The organism is Flavobacterium sp. FlaQc-52 (assembly GCF_044007495.1).
Lineage (GTDB): Bacteria > Bacteroidota > Bacteroidia > Flavobacteriales > Flavobacteriaceae > Flavobacterium > Flavobacterium cupriresistens.
On record NZ_JBIPCV010000005.1, the window covers coordinates 341,705 to 359,313 of the forward strand.

The 17,609-nt window shown below is 34.5% G+C and carries 12 protein-coding genes; 7 read left to right on the top strand and 5 right to left on the bottom strand.

Going from position 1 to position 17,609, the window contains the following annotated elements:
- Window positions 1–3 precede the first annotated feature (3 nt).
- The 4 genes from ACHRV5_RS11875 to ACHRV5_RS11890 all read left to right on the top strand — a co-directional run bounded on the left by ACHRV5_RS11875 (window position 4) and on the right by ACHRV5_RS11890 (window position 8,863).
- The gene (locus ACHRV5_RS11875; protein ID WP_395426893.1) at window positions 4–7,134 is read left to right on the top strand and encodes an RHS repeat-associated core domain-containing protein; all 7,131 of its coding nucleotides are present in this window, start codon (window positions 4–6) and stop codon (window positions 7,132–7,134) included.
- 3 nt (window positions 7,135–7,137) lie between these two features.
- Window positions 7,138–7,602 (top strand): hypothetical protein, encoded by a 465-nt coding sequence (locus tag ACHRV5_RS11880; RefSeq protein ID WP_395426894.1) that lies wholly within the window; start codon window positions 7,138–7,140, stop codon window positions 7,600–7,602.
- 145 nt (window positions 7,603–7,747) lie between these two features.
- Window positions 7,748–8,512, top strand: a complete 765-nt coding sequence (locus tag ACHRV5_RS11885; protein WP_395426895.1) for a hypothetical protein — start codon at window positions 7,748–7,750, stop codon at window positions 8,510–8,512.
- A 6-nt stretch (window positions 8,513–8,518) separates the two neighbouring features.
- Window positions 8,519–8,863 (top strand): hypothetical protein, encoded by a 345-nt coding sequence (locus ACHRV5_RS11890; protein WP_395426896.1) that lies wholly within the window; start codon window positions 8,519–8,521, stop codon window positions 8,861–8,863.
- A 292-nt stretch (window positions 8,864–9,155) separates the two neighbouring features.
- On the opposite strand, the gene ACHRV5_RS11895 is transcribed toward ACHRV5_RS11890, so the two are convergent.
- A complete protein-coding gene (locus ACHRV5_RS11895) occupies window positions 9,156–9,317 on the bottom strand; it encodes a hypothetical protein (RefSeq protein ID WP_395426897.1) in 162 nt (53 codons plus the stop codon).
- Window positions 9,318–9,420: 103 nt separating this feature from the next.
- The gene (locus tag ACHRV5_RS11900) at window positions 9,421–10,551 is read right to left on the bottom strand and encodes a glycosyltransferase (RefSeq protein WP_395426898.1); all 1,131 of its coding nucleotides are present in this window, start codon (window positions 10,549–10,551) and stop codon (window positions 9,421–9,423) included.
- Between the two features lie 122 nt (window positions 10,552–10,673).
- On the opposite strand from ACHRV5_RS11900, the gene ACHRV5_RS11905 reads away from it, so the two are divergent.
- Window positions 10,674–11,420 carry a glycosyltransferase family A protein gene (locus ACHRV5_RS11905; protein WP_395426899.1) on the top strand — a complete coding sequence of 249 codons (747 nt, stop codon included), beginning with the start codon at window positions 10,674–10,676 and terminating at the stop codon, window positions 11,418–11,420.
- Window positions 11,417–11,836: a sugar 3,4-ketoisomerase gene (locus ACHRV5_RS11910; RefSeq protein ID WP_395426900.1), complete on the top strand. Its 420-nt coding sequence runs from the start codon at window positions 11,417–11,419 to the stop codon at window positions 11,834–11,836. Before ACHRV5_RS11905 ends, ACHRV5_RS11910 begins: the two co-directional genes overlap by 4 nt.
- Here ACHRV5_RS11910 and ACHRV5_RS11915 read toward each other — a convergent pair.
- From ACHRV5_RS11915 to ACHRV5_RS11925, 3 genes are read right to left on the bottom strand one after another with little or no spacing between them, the layout of a single operon-like run.
- Window positions 11,807–12,733 (bottom strand): glycosyltransferase family 2 protein, encoded by a 927-nt coding sequence (locus tag ACHRV5_RS11915; RefSeq protein WP_395426901.1) that lies wholly within the window; start codon window positions 12,731–12,733, stop codon window positions 11,807–11,809. The two genes, ACHRV5_RS11910 and ACHRV5_RS11915, sit on opposite strands and share 30 nt — an antisense overlap.
- A complete protein-coding gene (locus ACHRV5_RS11920; protein WP_395426902.1) occupies window positions 12,734–13,621 on the bottom strand; it encodes a glycosyltransferase family 2 protein in 888 nt (295 codons plus the stop codon).
- Window positions 13,621–14,304, bottom strand: coding sequence for a cell division ATP-binding protein FtsE (locus ACHRV5_RS11925; protein WP_047775522.1), 684 nt, complete (start codon window positions 14,302–14,304; stop codon window positions 13,621–13,623). Before ACHRV5_RS11925 ends, ACHRV5_RS11920 begins: the two co-directional genes overlap by 1 nt.
- Before the next feature lie 239 nt (window positions 14,305–14,543).
- On the opposite strand from ACHRV5_RS11925, the gene ACHRV5_RS11930 reads away from it, so the two are divergent.
- Entirely contained in the window at window positions 14,544–17,558 is a 3,015-nt protein-coding gene (locus ACHRV5_RS11930) for a tetratricopeptide repeat protein (RefSeq protein WP_395426903.1), read from the top strand.
- Window positions 17,559–17,609 lie beyond the last annotated feature (51 nt).

Below are 17,609 nucleotides of genomic sequence, written 5' to 3' on the forward strand. Positions count from 1 at the left end.
CAGATGAAACAATTTTACGCACTAATTATACTTATTTTTTGCCAAATATCTTTTGCACAAAATTTTGCAGATACAAAAGGAGAATTACAAATTTCGGCTTCGGGTACGGCAACTTATACTTTACCAATCGCAACACCGCCCAGTATAAAAGGAGTAGCGCCGATAATAAGCCTTAACTACAGTAGTGGTGTACGAGGTGGTATAGCCGGTCAGGGCTGGAGTATAAACAGTATTTCGGCTATAAGTCGTATAGCAACCCGTAGGGATATTGACGGTTTTGTTGACGGCGTAGATTTTGATGCCGATGATAAGTTAGCCTTAGACGGACAGCGATTGCTGATTAAAACAGGAACCTATTGGGGATCAGGGTCAACGTATGAAACGGAATACAAAAGCAATACCAAAATAGAGCTGAAAATTGAAGGAATTACGACCTATTTTATCGTAACGGCTCCCGATGGATCAAGAAGCTGGTATGGTTCTAAAGGGCTGGGTAATCTGCAGAATTCAGTTTCTGTAAATGCTTGGTACATCGTTCGTTTTGAAGATGTAAATGGTAATTTTATTGATTATAATTATAAAACAATTACCTATAACAATACAAACCAGCTGTATATTGACACTATCGTGTTTAGTGGAAATACTACAGCGGGTATTGCAGCTCAGGATAAAATCGGTTTTTTTTACAAAGCGGCCGGCCGTGTTGAGAGAGACTATCTGAAAGGACAGGTAGTTTATGCCACTCAGCTGTTAGATAATATTAAAGTTTATGCTAACAATTTAGTTTTTAGAACCTATAAATTAACACATGAAGTTGATACCGGACTAGGGTATGAGAGAGTAAAAGAAATACAGGAAATCAATGCTCAAAACGAGCTGTCGAATCCTATTGTTTTTGCATATAATGTTAGTCCCACTATAGCAGAACGAACGGTAAAAGAATATAATAATAATTTAGCATTTGAACAGGTAAACCTTGCGGGTGATTTTGATGGAGATGGTAGACTGGATTTTGTTGCTAACAATCAAATTTTTACTAATTTATTTAAAGAAAACACAGGGAATACACCTGTTAACTTACCTTTTGCAGTTTATGGGAGGTTGTTGTTCTCTGCCACTACGTTAACAAATAATAAATTAAACCAATTTCAGTCTTTAGTTGAAATAAACGAATCATTGGACAAGTTAGATTTTAAAGTTTATAACTTAACTAATAATTCGGTTCCCAATGTTTATACGAAAAGTATTTTATTTAATAATACATTAACTGCTGAACAAGATTCTCGTTGCGTAAACGAAGAGGAGCCTTTTCAGATAAAAAGAAATAATATTTATTTTGAAGGAGATTTTAATGGAGATGGAATTTCTGAGATGTTTATAATTTCAACTAAAAATGAGCGACTTTATATTAGCAGTAGAGTTGGTGCAGAAGATCCGATACATGTTGGACGTTGTATTTATGGTGATGAGAATGATGGTTTTGAGTATCATCTACTGGATTTGAATGCTAATAGTTCGAATACAATTGGATCTCCGGGTTATATTAAAATTGAAACCAGTGTTCCTATTAATGTATCTGACCAATGGAATAAACAATTTGTAATGGATTTTAATGGTGATGGTAAATCAGACATTTTAACATTAAATCAGGATAAAAGTTATAAAATATTTAGTTTTAAGCAACTTACTCAATCTCCTTGGGTTCAGTTAGAGATCATCGGTCAGGGAGTTATACCTGATTGTGATTTGAGAAAACATTTGTTATTTGGAGATTATAATGGAGACGGTAAAACAGATATTATGATTCCAACGGATTTGGGTGGATCCGGTAAAATAGAATGGAATATTTACTATAGTAATCCAAATCCTTCGGGAGGAGAGTTTTTTACAAAGGAAACAATGAATATTGTAGAGTACTGGCCGGATACCGGAAAGGTTTTTGACACTCAAAGACATTTAAGTAGTTATTTTGCTATGGACATTAATAAAGACGGAAAATCAGATTTGGTTCGTGTCTGGAGAAGTTATTACAAAGATGATTGGAGCATTAATGATCATGATACGCAGTGGAAAGTAACCGGTTTCGCAAATAATATAGGAAAAACGTCAGGTTCCGGTTTTAGTTTAGTCTATGATTCTTCTGTTTTTACTTCAAATTCACCGGATATTCCAATTCCGATTACTTCTAATTACAGATACGATGGAGCTAATACGGATCTTGTTGTAGTTAGAGGACATTTTAATAGAATCGAATACTACCAATTCAATAAAAATGTAGATACCGAAAACCGGTTAAAGTCGGTAACAGAATCCAATGGCACTATCAAACAGACTATTGATTATTTGCCTATGGAAGCTACCGAAGGAGGTCTGGGTAATGCTGTGACTGATTTCTATTCTTCGGCCAATACGGTCAGTTATCCCAATATAGAAATGATTAGAAATCCCGAAAGTTATTTGGTGTCTAAACTGACCGCTAGCATAAACGGAATTTCTAAGTATCAGGATTTCAGATACAGAGGATATGTGTCTAGTTTTAATTATGGAACCGTTGGCTTTACCAGAACCACAAGAAGCAGCTGGTATTTATCTGATGCTGATGATAAAATTTGGACAACCCAGCACAATGATATCAATCTGAGAGGGGCGAATGTCACAACATGGTCCAGTACTACCGGTACTACTGTTTTTGATGCAATACCTTCTAATCTGATAAGTACTAAAAACAATGTATTTGCTGCTTATACAAAAGGAGGAGGGGATGCTATTTCTCCAAGTACTATTCAAAATGTTATTAACATTACCGATCCTGTAACCGTAGGTCAGAGTTATAAAGCCAATAATTCAATAACGGCTTCGTCGAAAATAAATGATGACCTGTCAGTCAATTATCAATCACCTCAGATAATTCTGAAGCCAGGATTCATGGTTAGTTCAGCTACTAATAGTCTATTTACAGCTACGCCAACAACTCCTCAAGGAGGAAGTAATGCCACGGTTTCAAATAATAGTGTTTTTAATATTTTGTTAACCAAACAAACTACAATAGACCATTTGACGGGAGTAAAAAACGAAACTGTTTTCTCTTATGACGGTGTTACTAATAGTCATAATTACTTTGGTTTGGAAACCAGAACTGTTACTAAAAAATATAGTGGCGCTACACTTCAGGGTTCAGTGACCACAGATACTGAATACGATAACAATCCAACAGGATTAGCAAACGCCTATTATATCGGAAGACCTAAAAAAGTGAATACATCTGCTACTAATGCTGGCTCAGGAGATACCCGTAATTCTGAAGAAGTATATACCTATATAGGATCAAATTTAACCAAAACCGAGAAAAAAGGACATAATACCTATGCTATTGTTGAGGACATGACGTATGATGCATTGGGTAATTTACTAACCAAAACAGTTTCTGCTCCAACAGCAGTACCGGTGCCGACTGCCAGAACAATAAAAGATGATTATGATACCACCAAACGATTTGTAATTAAAAAAACAGATCATCAAGGATTTGCAACTGATTTTACCTACAATCCGCTGGGACAGGTAACGCAGTCAAAGAATTATATGGGAGTTGTTAGTAATTTTATCTATGACAATTGGGGGAAATTAATCAATACCACGGTAACGAATTCTTCAACAACTCCAATTTCTACAACAATCGTATATGCAAAATTGGCAGATGGTGGGTATACTACCATTAGCACTAATAATTTAGAGGCCAAAACAGTTACCCAGTATGATGTCTTAGGAAGAGTTGTGTTAAGTTCTACAAAAGGATTTACTGTAAATACGATGGTATCTAAACAAATCGTTTATGATGGATTGGGACGCAAACAAAAAGAAAGTGAACCTTATTTTTCGGTACCCAATCTTTGGACGACTTACGAGTATGATTACTTAATGAGACCAACCAAAATAACGACACCTACAGGGAAAATACAAACCCTTTCGTATTCCGTTTTAACCACTACAAGCAATGATGACGGTAAGATTACCACTGCTACGGTAGATGCCTTAGGGAACAAAGTGCAGAGTACAGACCCCGGGGGGACAATAAATTTCACTTATTATGCAAATGGACAATTAAAAGAGTCAGATTATCAGGGAAACAAAGTAAAAATAAATATAGACGGTTGGGGGAATAAGATAAGGATGGAAGATCCGAGTGCAGGAATCTATACCTATAGTTATGATGCTTTTGGACAACTCATAACAGAAACCACGCCTAATGGTACAACCTCTTTTGTATACGATACATCAGGGAAACCAACCGAAAAAACAATTACAGGAACCAATACCAACAGTAAAACAACTTATTCTTATAACGGTTTAAACCAAATTATCAGCAGTACTTTTGTAGACAATACAGAGGCAAAAACCACAACCAATAGTTATGAGTACGATGCTCTGAAAAGGCTGTTTAAAACTACTGAAACAACGCCTTATGCGATTTTTGTAAAACAATTATCATTTGATACTTTCGGAAGAGTTGATAAAGAAACCTCTACAGCAACCGCAGCCGGAAAAACCAGTGCCAAAACGGTAAAAAATACGTATCAAAACGGATTTCCGTGGCAAATTGTAGATGACAGCACCCAACAAGTGTTGTGGCAGACCAATACACTAAATGAGAGAGGACAGCTTTTAACAGCTGCTTTAGGGAATGGAATAGCGGTAACAAATGCTTACAATCCATACGGGTATACCACTCAAATCAAACACGATAAAACAGGTCCAACGGTGGTCAATGTGATGACTCTTACTACCGCTTTTGAAATCAAAAGAGGAAATCTGAACAGCAGAAACAATAGTCTGTTCAGCAGAAATGAAACTTTTAAATACGATAGTTTAGACCGCCTGACCGAATATACTAACGGATTAGGAGTTCAGGAAACACAGACATACGATGACAAGGGAAGAATTACGCAAAATGCAGTTGGTACTTATGAATATGATACTGCCAAAACATATCAAAATAAAGCCATAACCCCGACTCTGGAAGCCACTGGCTATTATGCCGCGAGAGAAGGGATTTTTAATGACAGTTTCGAAGACAGAACTGGCTGGGGAGTAGAGCGCTATCCAAATACAGTATTTTACAGCTTTGACAATATAACCTCTCGTACAGGTAAAAGCGCTGTAAAATTGGTTAACGCTGCTGTAACCAAGCAATTTTTGTTTTCAGACAAATGGGTTGATATTAGCAACAGTGCCCCAACACAGTATACCTACTCGGCTTGGTTTTACAGCGACAATCCACAGGCAGAAGTCTTTTTGTATATGAAAGATGCGGCCAATGCAGTTACACAGGTAAGTACAGTAAACAATACCAAGGGTAACTGGACGCAGATAACAGCAACATTTACCGTTCCGGCCAACATCAGAAAATTACGTTTGCGATTAGACAACAACGGATCAGGAAACGTTTGGTACGATGACGTTCAGATTCGTAAAACCAGTGATGCACCAACGACGACAAGAGCCCTAAATATAAGTTACAATACTTTCAAAAGTCCGGTACAGATTGAAGAAACGGGAGTAGATAAAATTAGTTTTACCTACAACGATGGTAACGACCGCAGCAGTATGTTTTATGGTGGACTACAGACAGACAAACTGCTGAGAACCTATCGCAAACATTATTCGGCAGACGGTACTATGGAGATCAAACAAAATACGGTGACCGGAGCTCTTGAATTTGTAACCTATATTGGAGGTGATGGCTACAGTGCTCCTGTAGTTCTAAAAAGCGATGGGACAGCACAAAATTATTTATATTTGCATAGAGACTATCAGGGTACCATTCTGGCGATCAGTGATAATACAGGAGTATTGGTCGAAAAAAGACTTTTTGATGCCTGGGGTGCACTGGTAAAAGTGCAGGATGGAGCCGGTAATGTTTTGGCAGGTCTGACCGTTTTAGACCGAGGGTATACAGGACACGAACATTTGCAAAGTGTTGGAATTATACATATGAACGGACGTTTATACGACCCAAAACTGCATCGATTCCTGCAACCCGACAATTATATACAAGAGCCTTATAATACACAGAATTATAATAAATACGGGTATGTGTTAAACAACCCGCTTAAGTATACGGATCCAAGTGGTGAATATGCAGAAATTGGTTTTGGAGTGGTTGTTGCTATTGGCGCGGCTATTGCAGCATTAACCTACACTTTGACCGCTTTATTGGCAGATGTTCCATTTAGTGTGGGTGGACTGGCAAAGGCTACTTTTATTGGAGCGGCAAGTGCTGCGGTGACTTTTGGTATTGGGAGTGCAGCGGGGACAATTGGCAGTTTTTATGTTAGGACTGCGGTTAGTGCAGTAGCTCATGGTACTTTTCAGGGAGGTGTGACAGCAATCTCCGGAGGGAAGTTTTGGAGTGGTTTTGCTGCCGGCGCTTTGAGTAGTATTGCCAGTAGTCTTTATCAAGGAGGAACCAATACCTCTACAGTTGGAGGAAAGACCGTAGGTATTGCAAACACCGGTTTTAATAGCATTGGTGATAATCTGGGGGATTTGGGCACGATAGCTTTCGGTACCGTTGCCGGAGGAGCGGGAGCAGCACTTACTGGCGGTAATTTTTGGCAGGGCGCTGTAACTGGGTTAGTAGTTGCTGGTTTGAATCATACGTTGCATATGAACGATGATGACCCGGGAGATCCGCCTAGAAAGCATGGAAATAAGTATGGAACATTAAAGGAATATAGAGAGTGGCGAGATTATCCGCTTTATCACGAAGGGGAAACTTGGTTTGATAAATGGGCAAGAGGTATCAATAGTGTCCATATGGAAATTATGCGAGATGAAGGTGCTGGTGGAGGTTTGATGTATGGTGGATTTGGTAGAGCAGCTTCAATAGAACAAGGGGGATATTCTATTACTAAAACTGTAGCTAATAATTTATCTTCTAGACCTTACATAAATTCTCCATCTACAATTAAGAACATTATGGAATTTGGAACAAAATCTGCAGATAAATTTTTTAAAGGTGGGGTCAATTATCGAGCTACTGGCACTTTTCAAGGTAGTCAAGGAGTATGGGAATTAGGCATAAATCCAGAAACAAAAGTAATTTATCATTTTTTGTTTAAATCAGTAAAACGATAATTTATGAAATTTAATATTGAATATTATTCAGGAATAATTAGAAAAGAGCTTTTATACCTTGAAAATGAATGCTCTTTTTATATGGATTATAAAGACCTAAATGCTGATTTAGAGTTAATAATTAATAAAATTGCGCTGCAAATTTTTAATAACAGAGTTTTTGCATTAAGTGGTTTTTGTGGTTTAAATAAGGAAATGCTAACTAATATTAAAGTGCCAAAGAGCAAAAAAGGAATATTAAAAGTTGAACATAATTTAGATTATGGGTTCTCGTATGGAGTTAGCGATATTTTTGATTATGAATATTCGGTTTATGTAAATATCGAAACAGGTTGGGTTTGTATAGGAAATCCATATAGTAAAGAAAATGCAGTTGAATTTATAGATAATTGCATTGTAGTTATTAACGACGATGGTATTTTTAATTCCCTTTGGTTAAAACCAAAGTCATTACCAAAAATTGAATAAAACATCAAAAAAACTTTGCGATTTGCCCAGCTGGTCCGGGCAGAAAAATCACAACGGCTATTGTAATACCTCAGGCTCGTGTCCATAAAGTTAAGTACCACAAAGTAATTTTCAGGCCGCAGCTCATGGTACTTTTCAGGGAGGCATGACAGCAATCTCCGGAGGGAAGTTTTGGAGTGGTTTTGCTGCCGGCGCTTTGAGTAGTATTGCCAGTAGTCTTTATCAAGGAGGAACCAATACCTCTACAGTTGGAGGAAAGACTGTAGGTATTGCAAACACCGTTTTTAATAGCATTGGTGATAATCTGGGGGATTTGGGCACGATAGCTTTCGGTACCGTTGCCGGAGGAGTGGGAGCAGCACTTACTGGCGGTAATTTTTGGCAAGGTGCTGTGACGGGGCTTGTTGTGAGTGGACTGAATCACACGTTGCATAAGATGAAGGAAAACAAATCATTTAGGAAACAGCTAGAAGCAAAAGGAATAAAACCTGATGGTAAATTTGGTTTTACAAATGAAGAATTCATAGACAATATAAATGCTGTAGATGAATTATATAGTTTATTTAGGCAGGCAGCAAGAAAATTAGGAGAGTTAGTGGTAGCGACAAATGTGTATAATAAAAACGGGGGTGAGGCTTCTGGTGGAACAAATATGACTTCGAATGGTAAATACGAGATATCGTTATCAACAACCAGAATAAAAACAAATTTAGATTTTGTTTATACTTATGGTGCAGATTTATCACATGTAGTGTATAATTGTGATATGAATTTTCAAACTTGGTCAAATCGATCGGCCTTGGAAATAAAGCAAGAAGAATATAGTGTTCATTACTCTTGGAATTATATTTATGATGCTCCAGATGGACACGGTCAAGTGAATTATTGGGGGAAACAATTGAATAAATAACAAAATATGAGGACTAGATTTTTAATATTTTTTTTAAGTTTTTTAAGCCTTGGTTATGGTCAAGACGTTAATATAGAGTTATTAAATGCAAAAAAAACTACTGATAAAAAAGTACTATTAACTTTAAAAATTAATAATAATTCAGATGTAAATTATGTTATAAATAATAACTTTACATTTGGAGACACAAAACCAGATTTTTCGTTAGGTACATTTGTAAAATTTAATCTGTTTGTAAATGATACGATAAAAACTCAAATAATGACTGTTAGGTTTGAAAATGAGAGAAGTAAGAATTACAGTCAAAAAAAGTATGATGTTTTTTTGTTAAAAACAACTCTGAAGAATTAATTAATATCTGTTTAAACGATTATCTTTCAGAAGCAGAAAAAATTGGATTAGGATTGAAAATGATTTCAGTTTAAGTCTTGATTTTTATCAATCTGAATTTATTAATATAAAAAAGAGAAAAATTCTTAGTAAAATGCGTAAAGAAAATTATATCTTATTTAAAGGGCAAATAAGCACTAATAAAGTACCTTTGAACTAAAATAAATAAAAACATAAACCCCGAGCAATTTGCTCGGGGTTTATGTTTTTAAAGTGAAGCTACATTTTTTTGAAAGAAATCCTTAAACTTCTTTTAGGTTAAGAAAGCATCAACCATTTTGAAGACCATATTTTTTTTATCTGGTTCTAGTTCTTGAATTAATTTAACCTGCTCTGTAAGTGTTTTGTCTTCTATCATCATTTGCTGAGGAATATTTTCTTCAAAGGTTACAAGCGGGTCAATAAGTGGGCTCAATCATTATCTGTATAAGATGAGGGAAAACAATAAGGTTTTTGATTGTGGTTTTAACAATTCCATCATTTTTGAACTTACAAAGTTAGTGAGACACTACTTTTTATTAGTTGGTTTCCCAACTTTTTAAGTACTTTTGAGCAATTTTGATATAATTATGCTCACTTTCAATAAAAGCTCTGGCGCGGTTTCCAATAGAGATAATTTCATCTGGATTTTCAATTAAGAAAGACAATTCATTTACTAAATAATTAACATCAGGCATTGCATTTATACATACTCTTTCTGTGATATTATAATAAGTGGTAAATTCAATTTCTGCACCTGTAAAGACTACTTTTCCTTTTGCCATGGCTTCCAGTGCGTTATATCCTTGATCGTAAGAATAGACTTGATCAAGTAAAATATGGGCATTATTGTATGATGTAATGTATTTTTTATAAGGTATGTTTTCTACTATTATTACGCGAACTTTATCGTCATATTTTTGGCTAATTATTTTAAGTGCTTGTTCGAAATAAGAAATGCCTTTTTTGATTTCGCTATTTTTATTTTTTCCTAAAAAAATAATTATTTTTTCTGAAGCATCTAAAGGTTGAAAGTTTATTTTGTTAATATTAATAGGATTAGGAATTAGGATCTTTTCGGGTAATGGGATTTTATAATCTAAGTCAGAAACGATTGTTTTACAGGTGTTCGATTCAATAAAATTATATAAATTGCGATAATTGTTCTGTGTATATTTTAGTGAAAAATGATAATTTGATTCCAGTTCTTTATTTTGTAAGAGCGGTGATAAAATAGAATATTTTAATGCGTCTTTCAACATGAAATCAATGATTGGTGTATCTTCTCCGCAAACTAAAAGAAAGCTTTTTTTATTTTGATTAAATAATTTTTTTAATAAATATTTAGAGAAAAAAGGATAAGTTTCAATTGCATTTGAATTGATTAATTGAACAACATCATAATCTTTTAATTGGGGTAAAAATCTCCAGAACCGGATTCCCTTTTCTGCCAATTGTAAGTCGATTTTGAAAAGTCGGAATAAGATTTTGTTGCAAAAATCTAAGAATGAATTGTTTAAGAAAAACTTTGGAAAAATAGAATAATCTACAGGGAATTGTTTAAAACTGTCTCCCGTTGCTATTATTGTGACCTCATGATTAAAGATTTCCAAACCCTCTTTCAAGGAATTGTGTAATCTGCTGTATTCTCCCACTAATAGTATTCTCATGTTTGTCGAAAATATTTATATTTACGTAAATATATATCAAAATGCAAAATGTTTTTTATGAAAACGATCTTGAAATTTTAATTGCGACCAAAGATAGGAGCAATTTTAATTTTTTGTTGCCAATGTTTCCACATAAACATTTTTCGAATTTTAATTTGTTAATTGTTAATCAATCAGAAAGTAGTTTTTTAAGTTCTGAATTTGATTCTGTTAAGGTGATAAACTGCCGAGAAAAAGGTTTGTCTAAAAGTAGAAATAAGGCAATTGATAACGCTTGTAAAAAAATCTGTCTTATTGCTGATGATGATGTTATTTTTGAAGAAAATTTAAGAGAAAGTATTACTTTGGTTTTTGAGGAGCAACAAAATGCTGACATAATTACGTTTAATCATACCAGATCTGGAAATTTCAAGCCGATAAAAAACAGGGATAACATCTTTGAGCATGACAGAAAAAGTATTTGGAATGTAAGTTCTATTGAAATTGCGTTCAGATTGGAAGAAATCAAAAAGAAGGAACTTCGATTTGAAGAGAATTTTGGTTTAGGGGCCCTTTTTGAAACAGCAGAAGAATTTTTGTTTTTAAGAGCAGCTTTAGACCAGAAATTAAAGGTTTGGTCTAATCCAAAAGTAATTGTTTCACATCCGGAGATGTCTTCAGGAAAAATGGAAGGGACAGATATTTTAATTTTTTCCAGAGCAGCTTTATTTTACAAATTATACGGTGTGTTGGCTTATGGATGGCTTTTAAAATATGTATTTTTTTTAATTCGAAAAAAAAATATAAGATTTTCTCAAGCAGTAAAAAAATACAGAGAAGGAAGTAAGGGAATTGAAAAATACAAACGATTAACTCATGATAAATTATGACTACAAATGCAGAGGTTCAATTTATAGAAATTCCAAAAATTCAGGATAGGCGAGGGAATCTTTCGGTTATCGAGGGAACAACTATTCCGTTTGTTTCGAAAAGGGTTTACTATTTGTATGATGTGCCAAGTGGGAGTAAACGTGGTGGACATGCACATAAAAAGCAGCAGGAATTTTTAATTGCTTTAAGCGGAAGTTTTGATGTGGTTTTAAAAGATGGGAAAACTACAAAAATCATGCTTCTTAATAAACCTAATTTTGGTTTATTGATTGTCGATGGAATATGGCGGGAGCTACGAAATTTTTCGTCAGGTGCTGTTTGTTTGGTGTTGGCCTCAGATGGATTCGAAGAAGAAGATTATATCAGAGAATATAAAAATTTTAAATTATTTAAAAACAGAGGATCCAAGGCCTAAATTTGCTAGAGTAAGTTTGAGTTGAATTAGAAAGCGTAGTAAATAAGGAGGAAGTAACAGTAGAAACCTTTTTTTAATTCCTATTTTTTTTAAATCAATTCCTCTGTAATAATAGTTGAAGAGAATTTTATCCGAATTTAATTTACTTTTTATTGCTAACGAAAATCGATTTAAATCCAGGATATTTTTCAAATCCTGATTTGTTTTTTCGATTTCAATAAATTTCAATAAATTCATTTTGGCATTTAATAAGTTATTGTTTCTTGATAGGCTATTTTTATCATATATGTAACGCGCCAGAATTTTACCGGAAAATAAAATAGGATAAACTAACCCGATACGGATCCATAAATCAGTATCTTGATTACTTTTTATTTGTGGATCAAAATTACCTGTTTCTTCAAAAATACTTTTGTGAAAGACGGCACAGGAAGTCCAAATAATTGATTCTTTCTGACTCGCTTTAAAGTAATTTACAAGTTGAAAATCGTTGGTGATAGTGACAGAATATTGAGCCGGAAATCTCTTTCTTGAAGTTTCAATTTCAATTGCGCCTGAGAAAATTTTTTGATTTGGGAAATCATTTATTCCTTGATGCATAACAGCTAAAAAATCAGGATACCAATAATCATCTGCATCCAAAAATGTTATGAAATTAGCTTTTGCTTTGTCGATTCCGAAGTTCCGTGCGATGGAAACTCCTTCGTTTTTTTTAGAGAAATAGTGTATTCGACTGTCGTTGAATTGAAATACTTTTTCTTCACTTTTGTCCGTTGACCCATCATTAACTATAATAATTTCAAAGCCCTGAAAATTTTGATCGAGAACACTTTGTATTGTGTTTTCGATAAAATCTTCTTTATTATAGAGCGGAATTATGATAGAAAAAAAAGACATCTAGTTGGTTTTTAAAGTGCAATAATACCCCAATCGATAAAGATCAAAAATAAAAAGAGACGGGTGTTTTCCTAGCAACTGTCTTTTAAGTAAAGGCTTGAAAAGACGGAATCCAAAAGCAGTTAAAGGTCTTAGATGGTATTTTTTCAGGATTTGGAAGTAATGAGACAACTTCACATATTCCGTTGAAATCAGGTTAGAATCGATTAAGTTTTTTAAGGCTAAAACAGCTTCTTCCGATTTGCTCAGAAAGGTTTCGCTGCTTTCTAAACCTAAATGATAAACAGGATTTTCAGAATGTACAATCTCAATCTGTTTTTGCATTAAATCAAACGAAAAGAGCGTGTCTTCATGTCTCAGATTCGGGATGTCTTCGTTAAAAGCAACTTTTGAAAAAATACTTTTTTTGATCAGGAAATTTAAAGTCAGAAAGGAAAGATAAGGGCTGCTGTTTCGATCAGAGACCTTTAATGCTTCTCTTTTTATGCCGTAAATCCAACGTAGAATTTCATTTTTGGAAGGTTTTATGTCTTCGTAGAGGATTCCACCGTAAACAATTTTTTCGACGTTATTGATCTGCGAAATATAAGTTGAAATATAATTTTCAGAAGCAGGAATAGTATCGGCATCGAGAAAAAGCAGGTTTTCATAACTTGCTTTTTGAGCCAGTAAATTCCGAATAGCACTTCTTCCGATGTTTTTTTCTAAAACCGAATAAGTCGCATTCTTAAATTGATTGATCTTTTTGTTTTCAGCTAAAAAATACTCAGAAGCATCATCCAGACAGATAATTTCAAAGACGATATCGCATTCCAGCGTTTGTTTGTTTAGTATTTCTACCAGCGTAAAAACATTGTAATTGTAAACCGGAATTAAGATAGAAAGCATTACACGCTGCGTTGCACAACCTCAAAAATCCTTTCATCTTCACATTTTAATGTTTTCGAAGGGAATTTCATCAATAAAGCATAATCGTGAGTGGCCATGATAATCGTTTTACCATTAGCATTGATTTTTTTCAATACCTCCAAAACCTCAGAACTTGTTTGCGGATCAAGGTTTCCGGTTGGTTCATCGGCCAAAATAAATTCAGGATCGTTTAATAAAGCTCTTGCGATGGCAACACGTTGTTGTTCACCTCCGGAAAGTTGGTGCGGCATTTTGTTCACAAATTCCTTCATTCCTACTTTGTCCAGAACTTCATCAATTTTGTGCTCCATTGCCTCTTTTTCATGCCAGCCTGTTGCTTTTAGAACAAAAAGCATATTGTCTTTTACAGAGCGGTCCGGTAGCAATTTGAAATCCTGAAATACGATTCCGATTTTACGTCTCAAAAACGGGATTTCGCTTTCTTTTAAAGCTGCCAAATCAAATTCAACAATGTGACCTTCTCCTTCGCTTAAAGGCAAATCACCGTATAAAGTTTTCATGAAGCTACTTTTTCCGGAACCGGTTTTTCCAATAATGTAGATGAATTCTCCGTGTTGGACATCTAAATTAATATGAGATAAAATTTTTCTTCCTTCCTGATATATAGTTACTTCTTTAAGAGACAGTACGGTTTGTGACATAATAAATTGATTTGAATGGTAAAAGTAATAAGATAACGGTTGGATTCAAAATAAATTTTAATCATTTCTGAAGAAAACGTTATAAAAAATAATAGTTTTAGAACATTTGAGAACCAATATTTTGAGGATTAATAAGCTGTTAAATAAGCACCATTAAAAAAAAGAATCATAATAAAAGATTGAAACGTTTCGTTATAAACGGTAGAAAATGATAAATTTGAATACTAAATAAAACTAAAATGCGTAGACTTTCCTGGTTCTTTTTATTCCAAATTATCCTTATTTCGACGACGGTTTCGGCACAAAAATCAGCTATTTATACCTACGATTTAAAGGATTTTGACAAAGCACTGGCTTTATACAAAGACAAACAATATGCTTCGGCAAAACCTATTTTTGAATATGTAAAAAACAATGCAACGACAGAAGAAGTTCAGTCCGATTGTGCCTATTATATCGCCAACTGTGCCATTAGAACCAATCAGCCAAATGCAGATGAACTGATGGAAAAGTTTGTAACCGATTATCCAACCAGTACCAAACAAAATCAGGCTTATATTGAAGTTGCTCATTTTTTCTTTGAGCAGGGAAATTATCCAAAAGCGTTGCAATGGTTTGATAAAGTTGATGAAAGTTACATGAGCAAGTCTGACTTGGATAAGTTTAATTTTCAAAAAGGCTACAGCTATTTTAATGCTAAAAAGAAGAAGGAAGCCACCACGTATTTTAATAAAGTGGTTAATTCCGCCGAGTTTGGTTCTCAGGCCAAATATTACTTAGGATTTATGGCCTACGAAGGCGATGATTATAAAGAAGCAACCAAATATTTTGATGAGGTTTCAGGCGAAGAAAAGTACAAAGAAAAGCTTTCATACTATCAGGCTGATATGAATTTTAAATTAGGAAATTTTCAAAAAGCAATTGATTTAGGGCAAAAAGCAATGAATAAATCAAATGAAATTGAAAAATCAGAATTGAATAAAATCATCGGAGAGTGTTATTTCAATCTAAAACAATACGACAAAGCGATTCCGTTTTTAGAAGAATACAAAGGAAAAAAAGGAAAGTGGAACAACACCGATTTTTATCAATTAGGGTATGCCTATTACGAGCAAAAAAACTACGAAAGTGCTATATCTCAATTTAATAAAATTATTGAAGGAAAAGATTTCGTTGCGCAAAATGCCTACTACCATTTAGGTTTAAGTTACCTGAATACGGGTAAAAAACAAGAAGCCCTGAATGCTTTTAAAAACGCGTCTGAAATGGAGTTCAATACTCAAATTCAGGAAGATGCCGCTTTGAATTACGCTAAGTTGAGCTATGAAATCGGGAATGTATATCAAACGGTTCCGGGAATTTTACTTGATTTTTTGAAAAAATACCCAAACAATTCCAGTAAAGGGGAAGTAGAAAAATTATTGGTTGATTCTTATATTTCTTCTAAAAATTATAAAGAAGCCTTGATTTTATTAGAGAAAAATAGATCTGCAGAAAACAAATTAGCCTACCAAAAGGTGCTTTTTTATAGAGGTCTGGAATTGTATTCGGAATCGAATTATGCAGAAGCCTTAAAGATGTTCAATAATGCGGTCAAAGAGCAAAAGAATCCTGAGTTTACAGCACGTGCAACTTTCTGGAAGGCAGAATCAGAATATGTAACAGACGATTTTCAATCGGCATTGCTGAGTTACAAACAATTTGCAGGTTTGGCGGGTGCTAAAACGACAGAAGAATACAAAAACATTAACTACAATATTGCTTACGCTTATTTTAAACTAAAAGAGTACGATCAGGCCGGAAATTCTTTTCAGGCACAAATTGACAATTCAAAAGAAGACAAAGTACGTTTGAATGATTCGTATTTACGCTTAGGAGATTGCCGATTTGTAACTGCAAAATATGCTCCTGCAATGGAAGCTTATGCAAAAGCAATTGATGCAAAAGGCGTTGATGCCGATTATGCACAATATCAGAAAGCACTTTCGTATGGTTTTGTGTCTAAAAATGACAAAAAAATAGAGGAACTGAATAATTTCCTGCTGATGTATAAAAAATCATCCTATAGAGATGATGTTTTGTATGAATTGGGGAATACTTATGTAGCTCAGAAAAAGAATGATTTAGCGATCAAAACATACGATCAGTTAATTTCCGAGTACAAAAACGGTTCGTTTACTTCAAAATCTATTCTGAAACAAGGTCTGATTTATTACAATACAGATCGTGACGAACAGGCTTTAGTTAAATTTAAAAAAGTGGCGGCTGAATTTCCAAAAACATCAGAAGCTTTAGAAGCGGTTTCAACAGCAAGATTAATCTACGTTGATTCAGGAAAAGTAGATGAATATGCTACCTGGGTACGAACATTGGACTTTGTTGCGGTTACAGATGCAGAATTGGATAACGATACGTACGAAGGAGCTTTTAAACAGTACAGTCAAAATAACAGCAAAGCCGCTATTACAGGTCTTGCAGGTTACATCGCTAAATTTCCATCCGGGATTCACGCAGTGGAGGCTAATTTTTACATAGCACAGTTGTATTATGCAGAAGGTTCTGAAAGTAAATCGGTAGCCAATTACCAATATGTGATTGATCAGCCAAGAAATGAATTCACAGAACAGTCGTTAAGCCGATTGTCTCAGATTTTCTTGAAAGCAAAAGACTGTGACAAAGCAATTCCCGTATTGGTTCGTTTAGAGGACGAAGCCGACTTTCCTCAGAATAAAACTTTCGCTCAGGCGAATTTAATGAAGTGTTATTATGATAAAAAAGATTATAACAATTCGGTAGTTTATGCAGATAAGGTGTTGCAAAATCCAAAAGCTGATGCCAATGTAAAATCAGATGCGCAAATTATTGTAGCACGTGCTGCCATGCAAACCGGAGATCAGGACAAAGCAAAAGCAGCGTATGCAAAATTGTCTGCAACATCAAAAGGAGAATTGGCGGCCGAAGCCTTGTATTATGATGCCTATTTTAAAACGAAAGAAGGCAAATTTGAAGCCTCAAATGTTTCCGTTCAGAAATTAGCCAAAAGCTACTCCGCTTATAAGTATTACGGAGCAAAGAGTCTGGTTTTGATGGCCGAAAATTTCTACGGATTAAAAGACAGTTATCAGGCGACTTATATTTTAGATAATGTAATTAACAATTTTACCGATTATCCGGATGTAGTAGAGGAAGCTAAAAAAGAACTAAGTGTTATTAAGTTAGAGGAGTCAAAAACAAATTCATCAATTACGAAATAGGTTTTTTGGGTGAAATGTTGAATGTGAGATGTCAAAAGTTAAAAGTGAAAT

Excerpts from the sequence above, each read along its gene's own strand:
- ACHRV5_RS11910 (WP_395426900.1), top strand. The coding sequence starts at position 11,417 with ATGACTACAAATGCAGAGGTTCAATTTATAGAAATTCCAAAAATTCAG.
- ACHRV5_RS11915 (WP_395426901.1), bottom strand. The coding sequence starts at position 12,733 with ATGTCTTTTTTTTCTATCATAATTCCGCTCTATAATAAAGAAGATTTT.
- ACHRV5_RS11925 (WP_047775522.1), bottom strand. The coding sequence starts at position 14,304 with ATGTCACAAACCGTACTGTCTCTTAAAGAAGTAACTATATATCAGGAA.
- ACHRV5_RS11920 (WP_395426902.1), bottom strand. The coding sequence starts at position 13,621 with ATGCTTTCTATCTTAATTCCGGTTTACAATTACAATGTTTTTACGCTG.
- ACHRV5_RS11875 (WP_395426893.1), top strand. The coding sequence starts at position 4 with ATGAAACAATTTTACGCACTAATTATACTTATTTTTTGCCAAATATCT.
- ACHRV5_RS11905 (WP_395426899.1), top strand. The coding sequence starts at position 10,674 with ATGTTTCCACATAAACATTTTTCGAATTTTAATTTGTTAATTGTTAAT.
- ACHRV5_RS11930 (WP_395426903.1), top strand. The coding sequence starts at position 14,544 with ATGCGTAGACTTTCCTGGTTCTTTTTATTCCAAATTATCCTTATTTCG.
- ACHRV5_RS11900 (WP_395426898.1), bottom strand. The coding sequence starts at position 10,551 with ATGAGAATACTATTAGTGGGAGAATACAGCAGATTACACAATTCCTTG.
- ACHRV5_RS11880 (WP_395426894.1), top strand. The coding sequence starts at position 7,138 with ATGAAATTTAATATTGAATATTATTCAGGAATAATTAGAAAAGAGCTT.
- ACHRV5_RS11885 (WP_395426895.1), top strand. The coding sequence starts at position 7,748 with ATGACAGCAATCTCCGGAGGGAAGTTTTGGAGTGGTTTTGCTGCCGGC.
- ACHRV5_RS11890 (WP_395426896.1), top strand. The coding sequence starts at position 8,519 with ATGAGGACTAGATTTTTAATATTTTTTTTAAGTTTTTTAAGCCTTGGT.